This is a genomic window from Pseudorhizobium banfieldiae (assembly GCF_000967425.1).
GTDB classification, from domain to species: domain Bacteria; phylum Pseudomonadota; class Alphaproteobacteria; order Rhizobiales; family Rhizobiaceae; genus Neorhizobium; species Neorhizobium banfieldiae.
This window is the reverse complement of the sequence record NZ_FO082821.1, coordinates 246,836-266,659: the sequence shown is the minus strand read 5'-3', so window position 1 is coordinate 266,659 and position 19,824 is coordinate 246,836. Positions and strand designations below refer to the sequence as shown.

General features: G+C 63.5%; 21 protein-coding genes and 1 pseudogene. All 22 read left to right on the top strand.

Features of this window, described 5'->3' with window-relative positions:
- Positions 1-13 precede the first annotated feature (13 nt).
- The gene (locus NT26_RS21770; RefSeq protein WP_052642856.1) at positions 14-661 is read left to right on the top strand and encodes a VirB8 family type IV secretion system protein; all 648 of its coding nucleotides are present in this window, start codon (positions 14-16) and stop codon (positions 659-661) included.
- Positions 658-1,359 carry a TrbG/VirB9 family P-type conjugative transfer protein gene (locus tag NT26_RS21765; protein ID WP_152338688.1) on the top strand — a complete coding sequence of 234 codons (702 nt, stop codon included), beginning with the start codon at positions 658-660 and terminating at the stop codon, positions 1,357-1,359. Before NT26_RS21770 ends, NT26_RS21765 begins: the two co-directional genes overlap by 4 nt.
- Positions 1,356-2,681 (top strand): TraB/TrbI/VirB10 family type IV secretion system protein, encoded by a 1,326-nt coding sequence (locus tag NT26_RS21760; RefSeq protein WP_052642854.1) that lies wholly within the window; start codon positions 1,356-1,358, stop codon positions 2,679-2,681. The genes NT26_RS21765 and NT26_RS21760 overlap by 4 nt, the downstream gene beginning before the upstream one ends.
- 1 nt (position 2,682) lies before the next feature.
- Positions 2,683-3,717 (top strand): ATPase, T2SS/T4P/T4SS family, encoded by a 1,035-nt coding sequence (locus tag NT26_RS21755; protein WP_052642852.1) that lies wholly within the window; start codon positions 2,683-2,685, stop codon positions 3,715-3,717.
- 16 nt (positions 3,718-3,733) lie between these two features.
- Complete coding sequence (locus NT26_RS21750) at positions 3,734-4,153, top strand: hypothetical protein (protein WP_052642849.1); 420 nt, start codon at positions 3,734-3,736, stop codon at positions 4,151-4,153.
- Positions 4,153-5,178, top strand: coding sequence for a TrbL/VirB6 family protein (locus NT26_RS21745; protein WP_052642847.1), 1,026 nt, complete (start codon positions 4,153-4,155; stop codon positions 5,176-5,178). Before NT26_RS21750 ends, NT26_RS21745 begins: the two co-directional genes overlap by 1 nt.
- 367 nt (positions 5,179-5,545) lie before the next feature.
- On the top strand, positions 5,546-6,277 hold the full coding sequence (locus tag NT26_RS21740) for a succinate dehydrogenase/fumarate reductase iron-sulfur subunit (protein ID WP_052642846.1): 732 nt from the start codon (positions 5,546-5,548) through the stop codon (positions 6,275-6,277).
- Positions 6,277-6,609: a succinate dehydrogenase gene (locus NT26_RS21735; protein ID WP_052642982.1), complete on the top strand. Its 333-nt coding sequence runs from the start codon at positions 6,277-6,279 to the stop codon at positions 6,607-6,609. Before NT26_RS21740 ends, NT26_RS21735 begins: the two co-directional genes overlap by 1 nt.
- Positions 6,606-6,947: a succinate dehydrogenase, cytochrome b556 subunit gene (gene sdhC, locus NT26_RS21730; RefSeq protein ID WP_052642844.1), complete on the top strand. Its 342-nt coding sequence runs from the start codon at positions 6,606-6,608 to the stop codon at positions 6,945-6,947. Before NT26_RS21735 ends, sdhC begins: the two co-directional genes overlap by 4 nt.
- Positions 6,948-6,949: 2 nt before the next feature.
- Positions 6,950-8,716: an L-aspartate oxidase gene (locus NT26_RS21725; protein WP_052642842.1), complete on the top strand. Its 1,767-nt coding sequence runs from the start codon at positions 6,950-6,952 to the stop codon at positions 8,714-8,716.
- Positions 8,717-8,741: 25 nt separating this feature from the next.
- Positions 8,742-9,698, top strand: coding sequence for a fumarate hydratase (locus NT26_RS21720; RefSeq protein ID WP_052642840.1), 957 nt, complete (start codon positions 8,742-8,744; stop codon positions 9,696-9,698).
- Positions 9,695-10,363 carry a fumarate hydratase C-terminal domain-containing protein gene (locus NT26_RS21715; RefSeq protein WP_052642838.1) on the top strand — a complete coding sequence of 223 codons (669 nt, stop codon included), beginning with the start codon at positions 9,695-9,697 and terminating at the stop codon, positions 10,361-10,363. The genes NT26_RS21720 and NT26_RS21715 overlap by 4 nt, the downstream gene beginning before the upstream one ends.
- A 17-nt stretch (positions 10,364-10,380) precedes the next feature.
- Positions 10,381-11,403 carry a YeiH family protein gene (locus NT26_RS21710; RefSeq protein WP_052642979.1) on the top strand — a complete coding sequence of 341 codons (1,023 nt, stop codon included), beginning with the start codon at positions 10,381-10,383 and terminating at the stop codon, positions 11,401-11,403.
- Between the two features lie 42 nt (positions 11,404-11,445).
- Complete coding sequence (locus NT26_RS21705) at positions 11,446-11,760, top strand: NIPSNAP family protein (protein WP_052642836.1); 315 nt, start codon at positions 11,446-11,448, stop codon at positions 11,758-11,760.
- Between the two features lie 14 nt (positions 11,761-11,774).
- On the top strand, positions 11,775-12,899 hold the full coding sequence (locus NT26_RS21700; protein ID WP_342025662.1) for a LysR family transcriptional regulator: 1,125 nt from the start codon (positions 11,775-11,777) through the stop codon (positions 12,897-12,899).
- The gene (locus NT26_RS21695; RefSeq protein ID WP_052642832.1) at positions 12,899-13,666 is read left to right on the top strand and encodes a sulfite exporter TauE/SafE family protein; all 768 of its coding nucleotides are present in this window, start codon (positions 12,899-12,901) and stop codon (positions 13,664-13,666) included. The genes NT26_RS21700 and NT26_RS21695 overlap by 1 nt, the downstream gene beginning before the upstream one ends.
- A 307-nt stretch (positions 13,667-13,973) precedes the next feature.
- Positions 13,974-15,173 (top strand): TRAP transporter substrate-binding protein, encoded by a 1,200-nt coding sequence (locus NT26_RS21690; protein WP_152338687.1) that lies wholly within the window; start codon positions 13,974-13,976, stop codon positions 15,171-15,173.
- A 71-nt stretch (positions 15,174-15,244) separates the two neighbouring features.
- Positions 15,245-15,766, top strand: coding sequence for a TRAP transporter small permease (locus NT26_RS21685; protein ID WP_052642828.1), 522 nt, complete (start codon positions 15,245-15,247; stop codon positions 15,764-15,766).
- A 25-nt stretch (positions 15,767-15,791) separates the two neighbouring features.
- Positions 15,792-17,060 (top strand): TRAP transporter large permease, encoded by a 1,269-nt coding sequence (locus tag NT26_RS21680; protein ID WP_052642826.1) that lies wholly within the window; start codon positions 15,792-15,794, stop codon positions 17,058-17,060.
- Positions 17,061-17,109: 49 nt separating this feature from the next.
- On the top strand, positions 17,110-18,012 hold the full coding sequence (locus NT26_RS21675) for an NAD(P)-binding domain-containing protein (RefSeq protein ID WP_052642824.1): 903 nt from the start codon (positions 17,110-17,112) through the stop codon (positions 18,010-18,012).
- A 171-nt stretch (positions 18,013-18,183) separates the two neighbouring features.
- Complete coding sequence (locus tag NT26_RS21670; RefSeq protein ID WP_052642822.1) at positions 18,184-19,635, top strand: NAD-dependent succinate-semialdehyde dehydrogenase; 1,452 nt, start codon at positions 18,184-18,186, stop codon at positions 19,633-19,635.
- 46 nt (positions 19,636-19,681) lie between these two features.
- Positions 19,682-19,810, top strand: a pseudogene (locus NT26_RS22570) (TetR family transcriptional regulator); the annotation flags it as partial.
- Between the last annotated feature and the right edge of the window lie 14 nt (positions 19,811-19,824).

Genomic DNA, 19,824 nt, shown 5'->3' with positions numbered 1-19,824 from the left:
TGGGGCAGGGGTGATGAGCGCGCGCGAACTCGTGGAAGAGGAACTTGTCTACGGTGCCCTGCGCCGGGAACAGCTTTGGCGGGTGATCGGCCTTTCCGGGGCAGGTTTTGGCGTATTCGGCTGTTTGACGGCTGCGGCTGTCGCGCTGATGGTCGAAACACCGCCTCCCGTGGTTGTCCCCTACGATCCCGCGACCGGGATGGCGCTCCCCAATGCCACGGTTGAAACCGTTTCGCTTGCCGAACGACCTGCCGTGATCGAAGCGCAAATCTACCGCTACATTCTCGACCGCGAGACTTACAACCAGCTCGACAACGATCTTCGTGTTCGCCGTGTCCTGTCACAGTCTTCCGGGGCAGCCGAGGCCAGCATGCGCGCGATGTGGACCTCAGGGCAGGAGAGCTATCCGCCGACGCGTTACGGGGCTGCGGCCGAGATGGCCGTTGAGATCGCATCGATCACCCTTATTGGCGAAAACCGCGCCCAGGTCCGGCTCAGAAAGCGCCTGACAAGCCCGCAAGGGGTACAGGATGGATCGTTCACTGCCACGTTGATGTTCGATTTCCGGCCCGAACGAACCCGCGCGATCGACGAGGTCTGGCAAAACCCTTTCGGTTTCACCGTCACCCAATATGCCATCCGATCGGACCGTTCTGAATGACTCGCACTGCAATCTCTACGCTGTTGGCCGCCAGCATTCTCGCGCTCGCGGGAACGACCGCCATGGCCGAAACCACGCCCCGCCCAGGTTCTCATGACAATCGCGTGCGCGTGGCGACCTGGACTGAAGGCCAGGTTTACCGTGTCGTCACGACTCTGACCCGCGTCACCACAGTCGAATTCGGTGAGGGTGAAACCATCCGCTCGATCATCGCCGGTGACACGGTCGGTTTTCAATTCGACGGTGTCCCGGGTGGCCGTGCCTTCGCCATCAAGCCGACAGCATCTGGCGTCGCCACCAACATCACCGTCTACACCAACCGCCGCTCCTACTACTTCCATGTCGTCGAAGCCCGGGAGACGCCGCATTATGTCGTGCAGTTCCGCTATCCTGAAAACCGCGTGCAACCCACCAGGGCGGTTGCGGCCGATGCGCCGAATGCGAACTATGCGGTAAGTGCCCGAGAGGAGTTCACGCCGACGGCCATCTGGGATGATGGTACCTTCACGTATTTCCGGTTTGCACGGAACGCGCCGGTGCCCGCCATCTTCCGATATTCGAACGGCAGGGAACGCGCGGTGAACAGCCAGGCACTGAGTGACGGCGTCATCCGCGTGTCTGGCGTCAACCGACAATGGGTTCTTCGCCTTGGCGAAGAGGTGGTTTGCGTCCAGGACGCGAGGCAGGCCACATCATGACCGAAGGAACGGAAGACCTCGCCGCGCGCCTCGCGGCTCTCGAAGGGTCAACAGGCAAAGCGAAGGCAAACAAGCGGCCTGCACCGCTTGCCGCGATCCTTGGGGTCGTCGGCATCGCGGCAGCAGGTGGACTGGCGTGGGCTGCCCTACAGCCGTCGGCAGAAGCACCAATGGCGACCGCCGCGCCGGAGGAGTTCCAGAGCAGCGGACCCGGCTTCGGAGATCTGGCGCCGATTTCTGCCCCGGAGCCCAGCCAAGGCCCGCCTGCGGACACAGGTCCGAGCGAGTCGGAACTCGCGCTGATGGAAAGCCTTGCGACATTGAGAGCGGAACTCGAGGACCTGCGCGCAAGGCCGACCGAGGTCGCGGACAGTGGTGCGGAGCAGGCGATTGCGGACCTGACGGCGCAGATTGCCACCCTACAGGAAGCATCCGCCGAAGCGCAGCGTGCCCTCGAGCGGCAGCTGACCGAGCGGGATCGCGAATTGGATCAGCTCCGCATGGACCTGGAACTTGCACGGCTTGCACCACCAGAGCCGACCTCATTGGGACCAACTGAAGAAGAATTGCGGCTGGCCGAACTCGAAAGGCGGCGCGCTGCTGAAGCTGAGGCCCGCGCAGAGCGTATCGCGTCTCCAATGATCGCCTTCTCCGGGATGGGCGCGGGTGCGGATGGGGAGAATACGCTGGAAGCCGCGCGTCTGAATGTAGATGAAGCCTTTGTTCGTTCGGGTGCACAGCCAGCACAGGTGACACGTGCCGAAGTGATCGCGAACCCATCGAACACGGTTGTTCAGGGCACCATGATTCAGGCTGTGACAGAGACGGCTCTCGACAGCACACTGCCCGGCGCGATCCGCGCCATCGTCTCGGAAGACGTTCATTCTTTCGATGGAACGCGCATCCTGATTCCGCGCGGCGCGCGGTTGATCGGGCGCTACCGCTCCGATGTCGCACTTGCCCAATCGCGCGTCATGGTGGCATGGGACCGGATCATCTTGCCCGACAATCAGACCGTGCAGATCAGCGCCTTCGGTGGAGACGAACTCGGCCGCACTGGCACCACCGGGTTTGTCGACACCCGTTTCGCGCAACGCTTCGGTTCCGCCGCGCTGATCTCCTTGATCGGCGCCCTGCCTGCGGCTGCAGCGGGTCAAATCGACAGCGAGGCGGCGGCCGATGTTGCGAGCGATGTCGGCACGGACCTGCGCGATAGTACGCAAAGCGTGATGCAGGACTATCTGGCGATCCGGCCCGTGATCCATGTCGATCAGGGCACCCGGATCACGGTCATGGTCGACCGCGACCTGGAGATCTTTTGACATGGCTGCAAGTTACCTGGAAGCGTCGCTCGACCGTTTCGGCTCCGAGGTCCTGCGCGACAACACGATCGAGATCTGCATCAATCCAGACGGACAAGTCTGGGGAGAGTTTCAGGGCGATCACTTCATGCGTGCCTTGGGCAGCCCGCTGAGCCAGACCGAGATCAAGGACCTCGGCAACCAGATCGCCTCGGCCGCCTCGACGACGCTCAGCACGAAGAAGCCCATCGTCTCGGTCTCGATCCTATATCGTGATCGCCCGATCCGCGCGCAGGTGATCCAGCCGCCGGCAGTCGAGGGCGGTTTCTCAATTTCTCTTAGGTTCTTCTCCTCCCTGCCGCTGGAGGCGATCAAGCTTGGCTTCCTCTATGGCAAGGAGCGCAGCCTCGAAAGCCTGCGCCGGGAACGCAACGCCGCGCTGCGCAACGTGGTGGCCTCTGGCGACATCGGCGCCGCGCTGCAGTTTTGCGTCGAGAACAAGCTCAACATGATCGTCTCGGGCGGCACATCGACCGGCAAGACAGTCGCAGCGCGCAAGATCCTTTCGCTGATCCCGCCCGAAGAGCGGATCATCACCATCGAGGAGGCGGCCGAGCTGCGCCCCGAGCAGCCCAATGTCGTGACGTTGATCGCGGACCGGGACACGGATGCCCGCAGTGCCGATGTGCTCTTGGCCTCAACGCTTCGCATGCGACCTGACCGGATCGTCCTGGGCGAAGTCCGCGGTCGCGAGGCGATGACGTTTCTCGAGGCAATCAACACCGGCCACGGTGGATCGCTGACCACGCTGCATGCCGAGACCCCACAACTTGCTGTTCGTCGTCTCGCCATCGCCGCCCTGAAAACGGATGTGCCGATGACCTATGCCGACATGATCGATTATATTGAGGGCTCGATCGACGTGATCATTCAGGCAGGCCGCCATGAAGGCGCGCGCGGAATCACCGAGTTCTTCCTCCCGGGGCAAACCACAGATTTGAACCTCGACACGGTCGACGGCAGAGGCAACAAGAGCCCCTCCGTTGCCGCTGAGTAAAAAAAGGACCCCCCAGATGCGAAAACTAATTCTCGCACTCATGCTTGCCGCCTTGGCGGGCCCCCTTGTGGCGCAGACTTCGCCGCAGGTCTCAAACGATCTCACAGTCGATATGTCGCCACAACAATACCGGATCTGCAACGAACGTCCGGCGCGCCCGACCTGGATGGACGAAATCAATCCGCGTGAAGCTTACAAGGCAGCAGCTTTGATGGAGTTGTACGAAATTCGTGCCTGGGAGGAGATTGCAGAATCTGGCGACTGCGGTTGTGAAACCCGCTTTCCTGCTTGGGAAAGCGCCGATGGCGAATACCATGAAAAGTATGCGGGCCTTAGCCAAGCCGAGCATTCTTCGCTTCGCCGCGACTGGATTGAAGTAAGGAAGCAACTCGAGCCGAGAGTGCGTGCAATCTGCGAAGCCCAAGGCAACTGGTAATGGGCGTCGTCAGCTGGATGGTCGGAACGGCAGACGCGTTCCTTGTCGACGCGGCCGAGTCCCAGTTTGGGGCTGTGGCAAATAATACCGGCACGATCGTCTTGCTGATGGTCACGCTTTCGCTAATCGGCGTCTGCATCAACATGGCATTCCAGTTCCGCAGCATGGATGGGGCCAGCTTCTTCTGGTACCTGATCAAGCTGACCCTTATCGGTCTGTTCGCCTTCAACTGGGCAAACTTCAATGCAGTAGCAAACGCAGTCATTGGAGGCTTGGACTACGTCGCTGGCGCACTGGTGTCTTCGGTTGGCGGCGGAGGAGCCGGAGCCACACACTTTGCCGGCGAATTCGACATCCTGATCGAAAAATTCAGCCAGTACCTGAATGCCATCGGCAGCAACCTGAACTGGATGACGGGCGCGATCCTGGGCGGCATCGGGCTTGTTCTTTTGAGCCTCCTTGGCTTCATGACCGGCATCGTCCTCATCTTCGCCAAGATGATGCTGACCCTGATGCTCGGCCTCGCTCCGATCATGATCGCCCTGTCGCTCTTCGACGCGACCAAGGATTTCTTCCACAGATGGGTCTCGACGACGATCAGCTACGCCTTCTACCCGATCGTCATCGCCGCCATGTTCTCGACTGTTGTCGGCATGGCGAATTCGCTTCTCGCGCAGCTCGGTGATCCGAACTCGGCAGCTAACATCGGCTCGCTCGTACCGTTCTTCGTGATGGTCTTCCTGGCCAAGGGCTTCGTCGCGGCAACGCCCCTGATCGTGCGAGGCATCTCGGGGAACCTCATGGTAGCGGCGGCGCCCGCGGTTGTTGCAGGATCGACCGGGGTCATGCGCGGGCTCTTCAACACCGCGGGCGTCAAGAACAGATCCCGGATCGGCGCTCTGACCACTGGAGAGACGATCGGGCGTGGTGTGGTTCTGGCGCCGGCCGCTGTTCGTATGGCCGCGACTACTGCCAGTGCAAAGGTGGTCAGGATGGCGGAGCGGGCGAAACGGTTGGGAGAATAGGACGCGTAGGCTGCTCTACTAATACCCCAAGCTAAGGGTCGCGATGCGCCGGAAGCGCGCTCTGCAAAGTCGCGGAGCATCGTAGACACTGAAGGTTTTGCTCGGCCGAGGCTCTCATCTAATCGCATGTCATACTGCAAGACCTTTCTGCTTGGTGGGGGACATCGTGTGCCGGGAGCACTGTCATCTTCGCGGTCAGCATGTGCCGCCGCATGGTGGGGCTTCGCGGCTACAAGCCTCGCTTGGGCGACATGCATCCGGCCAAACCCGTAAGACTATCTTACATGTAAAATAAGAATTAGTTCCTTTTTGTTAGCCATATCATCGACTAGCCTGACCAGACGCAAACGTCCAAGACAGGTGAGCCGTGAGTAATTCAGAGAAGACCCTTCACGTATCGGTCTGGCGCGGAGAGGGGCCCCAGGGGAGGTTTCAAACCTTCGAGGTGCCGCGGCAGGACAACCAGACCGTGCTGGATGTCGTCAGCTGGATCCAGCAGAATTCCGACCCTTCGCTCAGCTATCGCTACGCCTGCCGGGTCGGTATGTGCGGGTCCTGCGCGATGATGGTGAATGGCCAGCCGCGCTGGACCTGCCGCACCCATGTCAGCCGTGTCACCGAGGGGAACCGGCTGCAGATCGGCCCATTGCGCAATCTGCCGGTGATCAAGGATCTCGCGGTCGACATGGATCCGTTCTTTGAGAAATGGGTCAAGGCTGGCGGTGCCCACCGCCCCAGCCGCTCGCGCGCCGAGCCGATCATGCCGGTTTCCCCGCAGGATCCGGGTCGGGTCGAAGCGAACAAGGCCATCGAATGCATCAACTGTGCGGTCTGCTATGCCGCCTGCGACACGGTGGCCGGGAACCCCGAGTACCTCGGGCCCGCCGCGCTGCAACGCGCCTGGACGCTCTACAACGACGTCAAGATCGACGACCGGCAAGGCGTGCTCGGTCGCGCGACCGCGGCTGGCGGATGCCAGAACTGCCATTCGCAGGGCAGCTGCACCCGGTTCTGTCCGAACGAGCTCGACCCGCTTTCGGCCATCGCCGGGCTCAAGCGCGCCGCCGCCACATCCTATTTCAAACGGAGGGCCGAATGATGCAGGGCATGGGGTTCTACATGGCGCAGCGGCTCAGCGCGTTGGTAATGGCGCCGCTGGTTCTGGGCCATATCGCGGTGATGATCTATGCGATCCAGGGCGGGCTGAGCACGGCCGAGATTCTGGAGCGCACCCGTGACAGCCTCGCGTGGTTCGCCTTCTACGGCAGCTTCGTGATCGCGGTTTCGATCCACGCCGCGGTCGGGCTGCGGGTGATTGTGACCGAAACGCTGAAGCTGCGCGGCGTGCTGCTTGATCTGTTCACATGGGGCGTGATGATCGTCCTTCTGGTCATGGGGGCGCGCGCCGTTTCGGCCGTGACGATGCTATGATCCGCCCGCACCGCAAACACCCGCTCTGGCTCGCTTATGCCGCGCATCGCGTCTCGGGGCTTGGCCTCGCGCTGTTCCTGCCCGCGCATTTCCATGTGCTATCGCTGGCGATCACCCGCCCGAAGGATCTCGACACCTTCTTGAGTTTCGCCGAGGCGCCGCTGGTGAAGCTGGCGGAATTCGGGCTGGTCTTCCTGCTGGCGATCCATTTCTTCGGCGGGCTGCGCCTGTTGGCCCTCGAATTTCTCCCGTGGTCGGGACGCCAGAAGAACCTGGCCGCCGCCACCGTTGCCGGCGCCTTTCTGGTGTCAGGCCTGTTTTTCCTGAGGGCGATCTGACCATGCCGTCGAAATTCGACATCGAGAGAGAAGACACGGACATCCTGATCCTGGGCTCGGGCGGCGCGGGGCTGTTCGCGGCGCTGCACGCCCAGCAAAGTGCCCCCGCAGGCACCCGGATCACCCTTGCGGTAAAGGGGCTGATCGGGAAATGCGGCTGCACGCGCATGGTGCAGGGCGGCTATAACGTCGCGCTTGGCGGCGGCGACACGGTCGAGCGGCATTTCATGGACACGATCAAGGGCGGCAAGTGGCTGCCCAATCAGGACATGGCCTGGCGGCTGTGCGAACAGGCGGTGGTGCGCATCCGCGAACTGGAGAACGAGATCGGCTGCTTCTTCGACCGCAATCTCGACGGCAGCCTGCATCAGAAGGCCTTCGCCGGCCAGACCGCGGACCGGACCGTCCACAAGGGTGATCTGACCGGGATCGAGATCATCAGCCGGCTGATGGAACAGGTGCTGAGCCGCCCGATCCAGAAGCTGCAGGAACATCGCGCCATTGGCCTGATCCCGACGCCCGACGGCGCGGCGCTCTCGGGGGTGCTGTTCATCGACATGCGCACCGGGCGCTTCCGCTTCGTGCGGGCGAAATGCGTGATGATGGGCACCGGCGGCGGGCCGACGATGTACAAGTATCACACCCCCTCGGGAGACAAGACGATGGACGGGCTCGCGATGGCGCTCCGCCGCGGCCTCGCATTGCGCGATATGGAGATGGTGCAGTTCCATCCCACCGGCCTGCTGGCGGGCAACCACACGCGAATGACCGGCACGGTTCTCGAGGAAGGGCTGCGCGGTGCGGGCGGGCAGCTGCTCAATGCCCGCGGCGAGCGGTTCATGTTCGACTACGATACCCGCGGCGAACGGGCGACCCGCGACGTGGTCAGCCGCGGCATCTATGCCGAGATGCGCAAGAACAACGACCCGGAGCAGGTCGGGATGTTCATTTCGATGGGCCATCTCGGCTCCGACAATGTGCGGGCCAAGTTCGCGGGCATGGTTAAACGCTGCGCCGATTCCGGCTTCGATCTCGCCGCGGGTAAGGTCGAGGTGGTGCCGACCGCGCATTATTTCATGGGCGGCGTCGTGGTCGATCCCGATACCCGCACCGCCCTGCCAGGCCTTTACGTCGCGGGCGAGGACGCCGGCGGTGCGCATGGATCGAACCGGCTCGGCGGCAATGGCGTTGCCAATTCGACTGTCTATGGCGGGGTTGCGGGCGATACGATGGGCATGGACATCCGCACGATGCGCAGCCTGCGCGACCCCGACGAGGAGATCCTTGCACAGGAGGTCGAGCGCGCGGTGCATCCGCTCTCGAAACGCCCGGGCAACATCCAGGCGCTGCGCGCCAAGTTGCAGGAAATCATGTGGGAAGACGTCGGCGTCATGCGCACGGGCGCCGGGATGGAACGCGGGTTGCGGCGCATTGCCGAGATCCGCGCCGAGTTGTGGGAAACCGGGGTCGATCCCGCGAACCTCGCCTTCAACCTGACCTGGCATGACTGGCTCAATATGGCCTCTCTGGTCGAGATTTCCGAGGTGATCGCACGCGCGGGACTTCTGCGCGAGAACTCGCGCGGAGCGCATTACCGCGAGGATTTCCCCGAGGAGGGCGATCTCGACACTTCCTATTTCACCGTCGCGCGCGCGGATACGGACGCGGCGCTCGGTCTGCATCGCGAGCCGGTGAGCTTCACCATCGTGCGCCCGGGCGAAACCATCCTGCCCGAAGGCGAACCCGAAACACTGGTCGCATCCGAGTGACGCACAGAACCGAAGGACGACACCGATGATCCCCGTATCGCTGATCGAAAGCACCGCCGATGCCCTGATGGCCAAGGCCGCAATCGAGATCCCCGACGACTATCTGATCGGGCTGAAGCAGGCGGCCAGCACCGAGGACGGCGACCTGTCGAGCTTCGTGCTGCAGGCGATGCTCGAGAATTACGAAGCTGCCAAACAGGACCGCCGCGCGATGTGCGGCGATACCGGTGTGCCGCGCTGGTTCGTCAAGATGGGCAACGAGGCCCGGATCGAGGGGGGGCCTGTCGCGCTCGAGGCCGCGCTGCGACGCGCGACGGCCTCGGCCACATCGGCGGTGCCCTTGCGCCCGAACCGGGTGCATCCGCTCTGGCGCACCGATCACAACAACAATGTCGGCATCGGCGCCCCCGAGATCGAATACGGCTTTGAGCCCGATGGCGACTGGATCGACCTGATCACCGTCCACAAGGGCGGCCTCTTCGGGACGGATTATCGGATGCTGTTCCCCTCGGACGGGATTCAGGGGATCAAGCGGTTCTATCTCGACAGCCTGATGGCCTTCGGCAAGCGTGGGCTCGCCTGTCAGCCCGCAATCATCGGCATTGGCCTCGGCGGCAGCAAGGATACCTGCATGGTGCTGGGCAAGCGCGCCGCCTGTCTGCGCACCGTCGGCAGCCGCAACCCCGATCCGAAGATCGCCGCGCTCGAGGAGGAATTCAAGGACCTGGGCAATTCGATCGGCATGGGCGCAATGGGCTTCGTCGGCAAGAACATGGTGATCGATACCCATATCGAGGTCGGCTATTGCCACACCGGCGGCATGCAGATGTCGGTCCATGCCTTCTGTCTGTCCTCACGGCGCGCTGTGGCTCGCATCCATTCCGACGGCCGTGTCGACCATCGCACCGATCCGGACTGGTTCACCCCCTATCAGCGCCGCGAGACGGTCGAATGGGAACCCCTGCGGGAGGCTACGGAATGAAACTGCGTGAAGTGATGCTGAGCACCACCCCCAGCCCCGAGGAGATCGCCGATCTGCAACTGGGCGATGTCGTCTACCTCAACGGGCTGATGTACACCGCGCGCGAGGGCGTCTATATGCGCGCGCTCGAGGAAAAGGCGAATATCCCGATGGAACTGCCCCGGGACAGCGCTGCGAATTTCCATTGCTCTCCCGCCGCGACGATCCGCTCGGATGGCAGCTTCGACATGGGCGCGGTTACCGCCACAGCGAGTTTTCGCTTTGCCAAATGGTTGCCCGAATGGATGGCCAAGACCGGCGCCAAGCTGATCATCGGCAAGGGCGGAATGACCTCAAAGGACTACAAGAGTTATTTCGTTCCCAATGGCGCGATCTATCTCTCGACCGTGGGCTATGGCACGGGCGCGCTGCTCGGTCGCGGCGTCGAGAATGTCGAAGCCGTGCATTGGAGCGACGAGCTGGGCCTGGCCCAGGCGATGTGGGTGATCCGCTGTAACCGCATGGGGCCCTTCCTCGTCGCCTCGGACCTCGAGGGGAACTGTCTCTTCGAGCGCGAGAACGCCAAGATCGTCCAGAACCTCGACCATATCTACGAAGGCACGAAGCCCGCCGTCCTGAAGCGTTTCGGCGAAACCGACGACCGCAGCCAAGAGTTGATCGGATGAGCGCCGGTAACGGAATGATGCAGAAGCGCGGGGCATCAGTCGGGCTCGATCGCGTTCGGCCGCTGATGCCGGGGCTGATCGCCGCCATGACGGTCGGGCTGGCGGCGCGCTTTCTGTCGGAGCATTACGGCGCACCGGTCATGCTGATGGCGCTCCTGCTGGGTATGGCATTGGCGTTCCTGTCCGACGCAGGCAGCCGGACCGCGCCGGGGATCGAGTTCACCGCCAAGTCGGTGCTGCGCTTCGGGGTCGGGTTGCTTGGGCTCGGGATCACCGCGCAGCAAATCGCGGGCGCGGGCCTCGGGGTTCTGGCACTGACCTTTTCCGGGGTCGCGCTCACCTTGGGGCTCGGCATTCTGGGTGCGCGGCTGCTGGGCAAGTCGGTGGCCTTCGGGGTTCTGACCGGTGGCGCGGTGGCGATCTGCGGGGCATCCGCGGCGCTCGCGATTGCCTCGGTGCTGCCCAAGGACAACAAGGATCTAGAGCGCGACACCGTCTTTACCGTGATCGCTGTGACGGCACTCTCGACGCTCGCGATGATCCTCTATCCGATCGTCGGCTCGGCGCTTGGCCTGTCGGATTACAGGATGGGGGTGTTCTTCGGCGCGACCATCCATGATGTCGCGCAGGTCGTCGGGGCGGGCTATTCCGTCTCGGATCTCGCGGGCTCGACGGCGACCTTCGTCAAGCTGCTGAGGGTGGCGCTACTGGTGCCGCTGGTGGTCGTGCTCTCGCTCGTCTTCGCCCGCCCGGGGCGCACCGATGGCGGGCCCGCCCCGCGCCTGCCGATCCCGTTCTTCGTGCTGGGCTTTGCCGCGCTCGTGCTGATCGGCAGCACGGACGTCCTGCCCCCCGAACTGGTCGCCGCGCTGCTCGATCTGTCGCGTTGGTGTCTCGTCACGGCCATCGCCGCTCTGGGGATGAAGACGTCGTTGCGCAAGCTCGGCGACGTCGGTCCGCGCTCGATCATCCTTGTCTGCGCGCTGACCCTGACGCTGGCGGCCTTTGCGCTCGCCGGCATCCAGCTGCTCCTGCCCTGAACCGACCCAATTCACACCCGAGCCGAGCCGAGGAGGGCTCCGATGTTTGTCGACATGAGAACCTACACGCTGAAGAACGGTAACGTCTCCAAGTTCCTCGCCCTCTACGAAGCCGAAGGACTTGCGGTGCAGACCCGCATCCTCGGGCGCATGGTCGGCTATTACTTCACCGACATTGGACCGCTGAACCAGATCGTGCACATGTGGGGTTATGACAGCATGGATGACCGATGGGAGCGTCGCAAGGCCTTGCAGGCCTCCCCCGAATGGCAGGCCTATGCCGTGCAGATGCGACCGCTCGTCGATCACATCGAGAACAAGATCCTGATTCCCGCCCCATTCTTTTCGCCCCGCTAGGGCGGTGCCGCACCATGGCTTTCAACGCCCCCGGCCGCGGTGACGGGTCCGTCCCCGGCGTGCGACCCGGTGCCGTGCCCCGTCCCGCGCCGCGCGCGCAAGGGCGCGTCCACCCGCGCCGCCGCTCCGGGGGAGGCAATCCCGCAGCGCGCCCCGAACCGAAAGTATTGATTTACATATCGGCGAATGAAATATTTCATCTGAAATATTTTGTTTCGAAAGAGATGCAAATGTCTATCAGAATGCTTCGAACCCTAATCGCGGTTGCGGACCGCGGTACATTCAGCGCGGCGGCAGAGACCGTTTTTGTTACCCATGCCGCCGTAAGCCAGCAGATGAAGACGCTGGAAGAAACCTGGCAAATCCAGTTGTTCGACCGCTCGACCCGAACCCCCGAGCTGACGCCAATCGGGCGGGCCGTTCTTGCCAAAGCGCGCGAGGTGGTACGCGCCTATGATGATATCGTGCCCTCGGTTCTCGGCGATGACGGGTTGCGCGGCGAATTCATTCTGGGCGCCGTGCCGACCACATTGACCGGACTTGTCCCGCTGAGCATGGCGCTGCTGAAGGCGCGCTATGCCGATCTGCATGTCGGCCTGTCGCCGGCGCTGTCGGCCTCGCTGGTGTTGCAGGTCGAGCGCGGCACGCAGGATGCCGCGATCATTTCCAAGCCCGATGTGCTGGCCAGCGGCCTTGAATGGCATCCCATTGTCGAGGAGCCCCTCGTCCTGATCACCTCGCCCCAGGTGACCGGCGAAGACCCGATCACGATCCTGCGCGCCAATCCGTTCATCCGCTTTTCCCGTGACGCCGTAGTCGGGCGCATCGTGGAAAGCTGGCTTCAGGCCAACCGGATCACCGTCAACGACTCGATGGAGCTTCTGGGCCTGGATGCCATTTCAAGCATGGTGATGGCGAACCTTGGCGTCTCGATTGTCCCGGCCGCGAGCGTCCAATCGGCCAGCGCGCTGCCGTTGCGGCAGGTGGCCCTGGCCGACGCGCCGCCAACCCGCGCCCTGGGCCTGGTCCATCGCCGCAACACCGCCAAGATCCGCGTCATTCAGGAGATCGTCCGCGCCCTGCTCAATGCCGTCGAGATCGGCGAGTTTTCTCCCGATGCGATCCGCGAGGCGATCTGATGCTGGACTGGCTGCCGGATCCGGGCGCGGGGCCCTTTCTGGCGCTGCTGGCGGGCGGGGCCCTTGTGGGGGGCTTTGTCAACGGGCTGGCGGGCTTCGGGACGGCGCTGTTTGCCTTGGGCATCTGGCTGGAGATCATGCCGGCGCAACAGGCGGTGGCGATCGCGATCGTCATGTCGGTGTCCAGCGGGTCACAGGCCGCCTGGGTGATCCGCCGGTCCATTCGCGCGCAGACCCGGCGGCTGATGGTCTTTCTGCTGCCCGCGCTGATCGGGGTGCCGATCGGGGTGCAGCTGCTGTCGCTTGTCTCGGCGGATCAGCTGAAGTTCGGGATTGCCAGCTTCATGCTCCTGTTCGGGGGGTTCTTCCTGCTGCGGCGTTCGCTGCCCAGGATCACACGCCCGCTGCCCTTGATCGATGCCCTTGTGGGGTTCCTCGGCGGGGTTCTCGGGGGGGCGGCCTCGCTGTCGGGGGCCCTACCCACCATGTGGTGCGCGATGCGCCCCTGGACCAAGCAAGAGACCCGGGCGGTGCTGCAACCGTTCAACCTGATCATCCTTGGCCTAACGCTGGTGGTGCTGGCACTGCGCGGCGTTCTGGATCGCGAGACCCTGATCCTCATCGTGCTCTGTCTGCCGATGACCTTCGTGGCGACGCGGGTCGGGCTTGCGGTCTTTCACCGGTTGAACGACGACATCTTCCGACGGTTGCTGATCGGGCTGATGTTCCTGTCGGGCGCCCTCATGCTGTTGCGCGAATTGCTGTGACAGAGCCGGGCGCGCCGCCCCGCGGGGCTGCGTGCGTCCCTGCGTTGACGCCCGAAACATTCCCCCGAAATCCCCATCCGGACGCCTCCTTGGCGGGTCGCGTCCGGATGGGGATTTCGGGGGCCTGCCCCAACCCGTTATTGTAACTTTATCTAACAGATTTATTCACAATTATCATATTGGCGTTTGACCAAGTTAACGATAGCGTGCCCAAGGAGGTCATTCACACGCGGAAGGAGCGATAAATACCAAACGGATTTATCCGCGGAATGATCCTGTTCGATCAAAACCTGGGAGGAGGTTTGTGGTGCAAAAACAAGTGAACTCAGGGCTTAAACTGAGCCGCAGAGAAATTCTCCGCGCCGGTCTGGGCGGCTGCACGGTGGCAAGCATCGGCTTCGGCTTCACGCTGGCCGGTGGCCAGAAGGCCCTGGCCGAAGTCCTCGCCGACGAGGCCGCCAAGAAAGCCGCGGCGAAACATATCCTGACGATGGGGCTTGATGCCACCCTCAACCAGTTTCCCGGCCGCGTTGGCACGCCGCATGTCGTCTGGGTTCATGGCGCGCCCGAGTTCAAGGCCGCGGTCGAGCGCCAGAGCCAGGGACAGATCTATGTCGAGGTTCATGACGGCGGCGCCCTAGGCGGGCAGGCCGAGCTGCTAAAAAAGGTTCAGCAGGGCGCGGTGCAGGCGGGCAGTTGCAGCATGCAGAACGCCGCGCAGCTGGTCCCGGTGCTCAATGTGCTGGATGTCCCCTATGCGATCGGTCGCGACGACAATTTCTGGCGCCTGCTGTTCAGCAAGGAATTCAACGACATCTTCCGCAAGGGCACCGAGGATCGCCGGCTGGTGGTCGCCTTTGCACATCCCTGGCGGCGCAAGGTCATGCTGTCGCACAACGTGACCACCCAAGTCCGCCGCCCTGAAGATCTGGCCGGCATGAAGATCCGGGTGACCGCTTCAAAACTGGAACAGATGGCGTTCCAGATTCTGCCGGCCAGCGCCACGCCCATTGCCTGGGCCGAGACCTTCTCGGCGCTGAAGGATGGCGTGATGGAGGGCCTGCATCTGGCGCCGGGATCGGGTTATGATGTCGGAATGGCGCCGGTGATCGGGCAGATCATCGACACCGACTGGATGTATAACACAGACTCGATCTGGCTGAACAAGACCTGGCTCGACGCGCTCGACCCCGATCTGAAAGAGGCCGTGATGGAAGGCGCCTTCGAGGCCCAGACCCATGTCTTCGACACCTACAAGGAGATCCTGCGCGACACGTTCGGCATCATGCCAGATTCCCCTGCGGATGCAGGCTTCCGCGCGGCGGGCACCGAGATGACGTTCCTGACCGAGAGCGAGCGCGCGATCTGGGAAAAGACGTTGTCGGTGGCGGACAACCCGTCTCTCCAAGAGGCGATCGACACCTACGGACGCGAGGCCTACGACACCGCCGTCAAGGTCGCCCGGTCCGATGCTGATACCGCGCCCGTGCGCTGGTGGAAGCTGTAACAACAGCAGCATGTGAAGCAAACACTGGCGGCCTGCCACGGCGTGGCAGGCCTTTACGGGAGGAACAAGATTTGCGGCACTATCTCAGGCTGTTGGACCAGTATCTCGAAGACGCTTTCAGCGCGATCCTCTACATCTACATCATTGCGATCATCTTCGCGGAGGTCGTCGGTCGGTATGTGTTCAAGTCATCGATGCTGTTCGCCTATGAAACGGCGATCTACGCCTTCATCTGGCTGAGCTATCTGTCGATGGCCGCCATGGCGCGAAATCGCGCACATCTTGCGGTGACATTCCTGCGGGATATGATGCCGCGCAGTATCCAGCTGGTCCTGTTGCTGCTGTCGGATGTCCTGCTGATCGTGCTGGCCAGCGTGGTGGTGGTGTTCATCCGCCAGCCCTTAGCCGATGCGATCGACTTCGAACAGATGATGGTGGGGATCGACCTGCCGTTCTGGATTGCGCTGCTGTCCGTCCCGGTGGGCTGGAGCCTTGTGGTCCTGCGCACGATCCAGCGGTCCATCGCGACGATCTCTGACTATCGAAACGGGCGGGCTCTGGCGCTTACGACCGCCGCAGCGGCTGCAAACTGAGCCTTCGGGAGGGGAGGAACTCAAGATGGAATCCACTACACTGGTATTCGGCGCGCTCGTGGTGCTGCTGCTGCTCGGGGTCGAGATCCTGACCGTTATCGGGCTGGGCGCCGTTCTTCTGACGCTGATCACGGACCAGTTCCCTCTGCTCAACGTCAGCCTGACGATGTTCGATTCACTCAACCTGTTCCCGCTGCTCGCGCTGCCGCTGTTCGTGGTGACCGGCGATCTGATCGCCGCCGGCGGGATCGCGGCCCAGATCATGCGGTTTTCGCAAAGCCTGGTGGGATGGGTGCGTGGCGGGCTGGCGCTGACGACCATCGTCGCCTCGGGCATCTTTGCGGCGATCAGCGGCTCGAACGCCGCGACTGTGGCGACCGTGGGCAAGGTCGTACTGCCCGAGATGTCCAAACAAGCCTATGACCGCAATTTCGCCGCCGCGACTGTGGCCGCAGGGGGCGTGGTCGGGATCATCATTCCGCCCAGCGTGGCCTTCGTCCTCTATGGCGTTGCGACCGGGCTGAGCGTCACCGACCTGTTCATCGCGGGCATCATCCCGGGGCTGCTAATGGTGGGCGTCATGTGTGTGGTGGCGTATGTCATCTCGCGCAAGCGCAAGTTCGGGGACCGGACCCAGTTCAGCGTGAAGGGGGTGCTCTCTTCGGCCATCGAGACGCGCTATGCGCTGGGGGCCATCGCGATCATTCTGGTCGGCATCTATTCGGGCATGTTCACCCCAACCGAGGCCGGGGCGGTCGCGGCGGTCTATTGCCTATTCGTCGCGGTGGCCGTCACTCGCAAGCTGAAGCTGCGCGACGTGCCCGCCGTGCTGGTCAGCAGTTCGCGGATCTGCGGGCTGGTGGTTCCGATCATCGCCGTCGCGATGGTGCTGTCGCAGAACCTGACCATGCTGCGGATCCCCGATGCGGTGGTTTCCGGGATGCTCGGGTGGTCGGACGACCCGACTGTCGTGCTGATCATGATCGTGGCCCTGCTGCTTGTTGCGGGCAGCGTGATGGAGGCTGCGCCCAACATCCTGATCTTCGCGCCGATGCTGGCGCCGATCGCGCGGCAGCTGGGGATTGATCCGGTGCATTTCGGCGTGATCGTGGTCTCGACGCTTGCGGTGGGCTTCATCACACCGCCGGTCGGGCTCAACCTGTTCGTCGCCAGTGCGACCTCGGGCGCCGGATTTGCCAGCGTGACACGCGCCGCCATCCCCTATGTCGTGGCGCTTCTGCTGTGCTGCCTCGTCATCGCCTTCATCCCCTGGCTGTCGCTCGCCTTCGTCTAGACCCACACTCCCCCTCAGCATCATACCTATCCAAGAACGGAGTAAGAAAATGGCTCAAATCGGCTTCATTGGCCTTGGGCGCATGGGCTTCGCCATGTCGCGAAACCTGATCGAAGCATCGCATTCGGTTTGGGTCTATGACATCAACCCTAGCGCGGTGGAGCGCATCGTGGCTCTGGGCGGACATGCCGCCGCAAGCGCCGCCGAGGCGGCCGCCAACCGCGACTTCGTTGTGACGATGCTGCCCAACGGCCCCGACGTGGAAGAGACCCTCTTCGGTGCGGGCGGTGTCGCCACGGCCCTGGCGAAAGACACGCTGTTCATCGACATGAGCACGATCGCCCCCGACATGACGGACAAGATCGCGCGGGGCCTGTCGGCGATGAACATCCGCATGGTCGACGCGCCGGTAGGTGGCACCTCCGAGGTGGCCGAACGTGGGGATCTGCTGATCCTCGCCGGTGGCGACGCCAGCGACGTGGCGCGCGCGCACGCGGTCTTTGACGCGGTCGGGCGCCAGACAATCCATTGCGGCGAGAACGGCACCGGCACGCGCACCAAGATCGTCAACAACTTCATGTCCACGGCGCTCAACATCCTGACTGCCGAAACTCTGGCCTTTGCCGAAGGGGCCGGGCTAGATGTGGCACGCACGGTCGATGTGCTGGCCGGGACGACGGCGGGGCGGGGCTTCGTGTCGGGGGCCTATCAGCGCAAGGTGCTGAACCACGACATCTCGCCCGAATTCGGCCTGGCGCTGGCCGCCAAGGATCTGAATCTGGCCCTGAACTATGCGGCGGGGCTGAGTATCCCGCTACCGGTCGGGGCCGCGGCCTCTCAGATCTATGCCATCGCGAAGGCCGAGGGTTTCGGCGTCAACGACTGGTCGGCCGCGCTGGAAACCATGCGCCGGACCGCGGCGCTGCCGCGCATGTCCTTTGATGGCCAATAAGCACCGCTGACCGGCGCCGCCACGGCCGCGGCGCCGGCACCAGACCCGGACACCGGCGCTCCTTGCCCTCCGGTGTCCCCCCGATCAACCGCATCCCGCTGTCGCCGATGGCGCCCCCGTCCCGCAGGACGGGAGGACCCGGTGCACGCCCTACACGAAAAGAGAACGACCATGCTGTCACTGCGAGACAAGAGCCTACTCACCGCCAATGCCTATCTCGACGGGACCTGGATTTGCGCGGACGATCAGGGGATCGACGTCACCAATCCCGCCGATGGCTCGCTTGTCGGGCGGGTTCCGTCGCTGTCCCGCGAGATGGTCCAGCGCGCGATTGATGCGGCCGAGGCCGCACGCGAGGACTGGGCCGCGCGTCCTGCCCGGCAACGCGCTGTGTTGCTGCGGCGATGGTATGATCTGATCATCGAGAACGCCGATGATCTGGCGCAGATCCTGACCGCCGAACAGGGCAAGCCGCTGAGCGAGGCCAAGGCGGAAATCGTGTCCAATGCCGCCTATCTGGAATGGTTCGGCGAAGAGGCCAAGCGCGTTTATGGCGAGGTCATTCCTGCCCCCGCCGCCGACCGCCGCTTCATTGTGCTGAAACAACCGATCGGGGTCTGCGCGGCGGTCACGCCCTGGAATTTCCCGAACGGGATGATCACCCGCAAGGCCGGCCCGGCGCTGGCCGCCGGGTGCCCGATCATCGTCAAGCCCGCCTCGCAGACGCCGCTCTCGGCGCTGGCGCTGGCGGTCCTGGCCGAACGCGCGGGCATTCCGAAGGGCGTCTTTCAGGTCGTCACCGGCAAGGCGCAGATGATCGGCACCCTCTTCTGCAAAAATCCGACGGTCGCCAAGATCAGCTTCACCGGCTCGACCGAGGTCGGCCGCTGGCTGATTGCGGAAAGCGCGGATGGCATCAAACGCCTATCGTTGGAACTTGGCGGCAACGCGCCCTTCATCGTCTTCGAGGATGCCGATCTTGATGCCGCGGTGCAGGGCGCGATGATGGCCAAGTTCCGCAACTCGGGGCAGACCTGCGTCTGCGCCAACCGCATCTATGTGCATGAGAGCGTCGCCGACAAATTCGCCTACAGGCTGGCTCAGGCGGCCGAAAAGCTGGTCGTCGGTGTCGGCAGCGATCCGGCAACCGAACAGGGGCCACTCATCGACCGGGCCGCGGTCGAGAAGGTCACCCGGCATCTGCAAGACGCCCTTGATCGCGGCGCCAGAGTGGTCACCGGCGGGGGCCCCCATGCGCTTGGCGGAACTTGGTTCCAACCGACCGTCATCACCGGCGTCAGCCCCGATGCGCTCGTTGCCCGCGAAGAGACCTTTGCGCCACTGGCCGCGATCATCTCCTTCTCAAGCGATGACGAGGCCATCGCGCTGGCGAATGCAACTGAGTTTGGCTTGGCTGCCTATTTCTACAGCCGCGATCTGGCGCGCGTCTTCCGTGTTGCCGAGAAGCTCGAGGCCGGGATGGTCGGCGTCAACACCGGCGCGCTGGCCAGCGAGGCGGCACCGTTCGGGGGCGTCAAGCAATCCGGCATCGGCCGCGAAGGATCGCGCCACGGGATCGATGAATATCTCGAGATGAAATATCTCTGTCTGGCGGGGCTTTGATAGCGATCCGGTCCTGACACCGGTCCGGGCGCTCGCAGCGGCCCCGATCGCCGCAAGCGCCCCGATCGTCGCAAAGGCCGATACCCTCTTTTACGAGGGCGGATTCGAGGCGACCTCTTTTGCCGATATCGCCGCCGCGGTCGGTATCTCGCGGGGCGGTTGTGTCGCAAACTTTGCATTTAGCCGAGT

Coding starts and splice junctions, on each gene's coding strand:
- NT26_RS21745 (WP_052642847.1), top strand. CDS start 4,153: ATGGGCGTCGTCAGCTGGATGGTCGGAACGGCAGACGCGTTCCTTGTC.
- NT26_RS21705 (WP_052642836.1), top strand. CDS start 11,446: ATGTTTGTCGACATGAGAACCTACACGCTGAAGAACGGTAACGTCTCC.
- NT26_RS21720 (WP_052642840.1), top strand. CDS start 8,742: ATGATCCCCGTATCGCTGATCGAAAGCACCGCCGATGCCCTGATGGCC.
- sdhC (WP_052642844.1), top strand. CDS start 6,606: ATGATCCGCCCGCACCGCAAACACCCGCTCTGGCTCGCTTATGCCGCG.
- NT26_RS21760 (WP_052642854.1), top strand. CDS start 1,356: ATGACCGAAGGAACGGAAGACCTCGCCGCGCGCCTCGCGGCTCTCGAA.
- NT26_RS21735 (WP_052642982.1), top strand. CDS start 6,277: ATGCAGGGCATGGGGTTCTACATGGCGCAGCGGCTCAGCGCGTTGGTA.
- NT26_RS21675 (WP_052642824.1), top strand. CDS start 17,110: ATGGCTCAAATCGGCTTCATTGGCCTTGGGCGCATGGGCTTCGCCATG.
- NT26_RS21755 (WP_052642852.1), top strand. CDS start 2,683: ATGGCTGCAAGTTACCTGGAAGCGTCGCTCGACCGTTTCGGCTCCGAG.
- NT26_RS21670 (WP_052642822.1), top strand. CDS start 18,184: ATGCTGTCACTGCGAGACAAGAGCCTACTCACCGCCAATGCCTATCTC.
- NT26_RS21680 (WP_052642826.1), top strand. CDS start 15,792: ATGGAATCCACTACACTGGTATTCGGCGCGCTCGTGGTGCTGCTGCTG.
- NT26_RS21750 (WP_052642849.1), top strand. CDS start 3,734: ATGCGAAAACTAATTCTCGCACTCATGCTTGCCGCCTTGGCGGGCCCC.
- NT26_RS21770 (WP_052642856.1), top strand. CDS start 14: ATGAGCGCGCGCGAACTCGTGGAAGAGGAACTTGTCTACGGTGCCCTG.
- NT26_RS21700 (WP_342025662.1), top strand. CDS start 11,775: ATGGCTTTCAACGCCCCCGGCCGCGGTGACGGGTCCGTCCCCGGCGTG.
- NT26_RS21695 (WP_052642832.1), top strand. CDS start 12,899: ATGCTGGACTGGCTGCCGGATCCGGGCGCGGGGCCCTTTCTGGCGCTG.
- NT26_RS21710 (WP_052642979.1), top strand. CDS start 10,381: ATGCAGAAGCGCGGGGCATCAGTCGGGCTCGATCGCGTTCGGCCGCTG.
- NT26_RS21765 (WP_152338688.1), top strand. CDS start 658: ATGACTCGCACTGCAATCTCTACGCTGTTGGCCGCCAGCATTCTCGCG.
- NT26_RS21715 (WP_052642838.1), top strand. CDS start 9,695: ATGAAACTGCGTGAAGTGATGCTGAGCACCACCCCCAGCCCCGAGGAG.
- NT26_RS21725 (WP_052642842.1), top strand. CDS start 6,950: ATGCCGTCGAAATTCGACATCGAGAGAGAAGACACGGACATCCTGATC.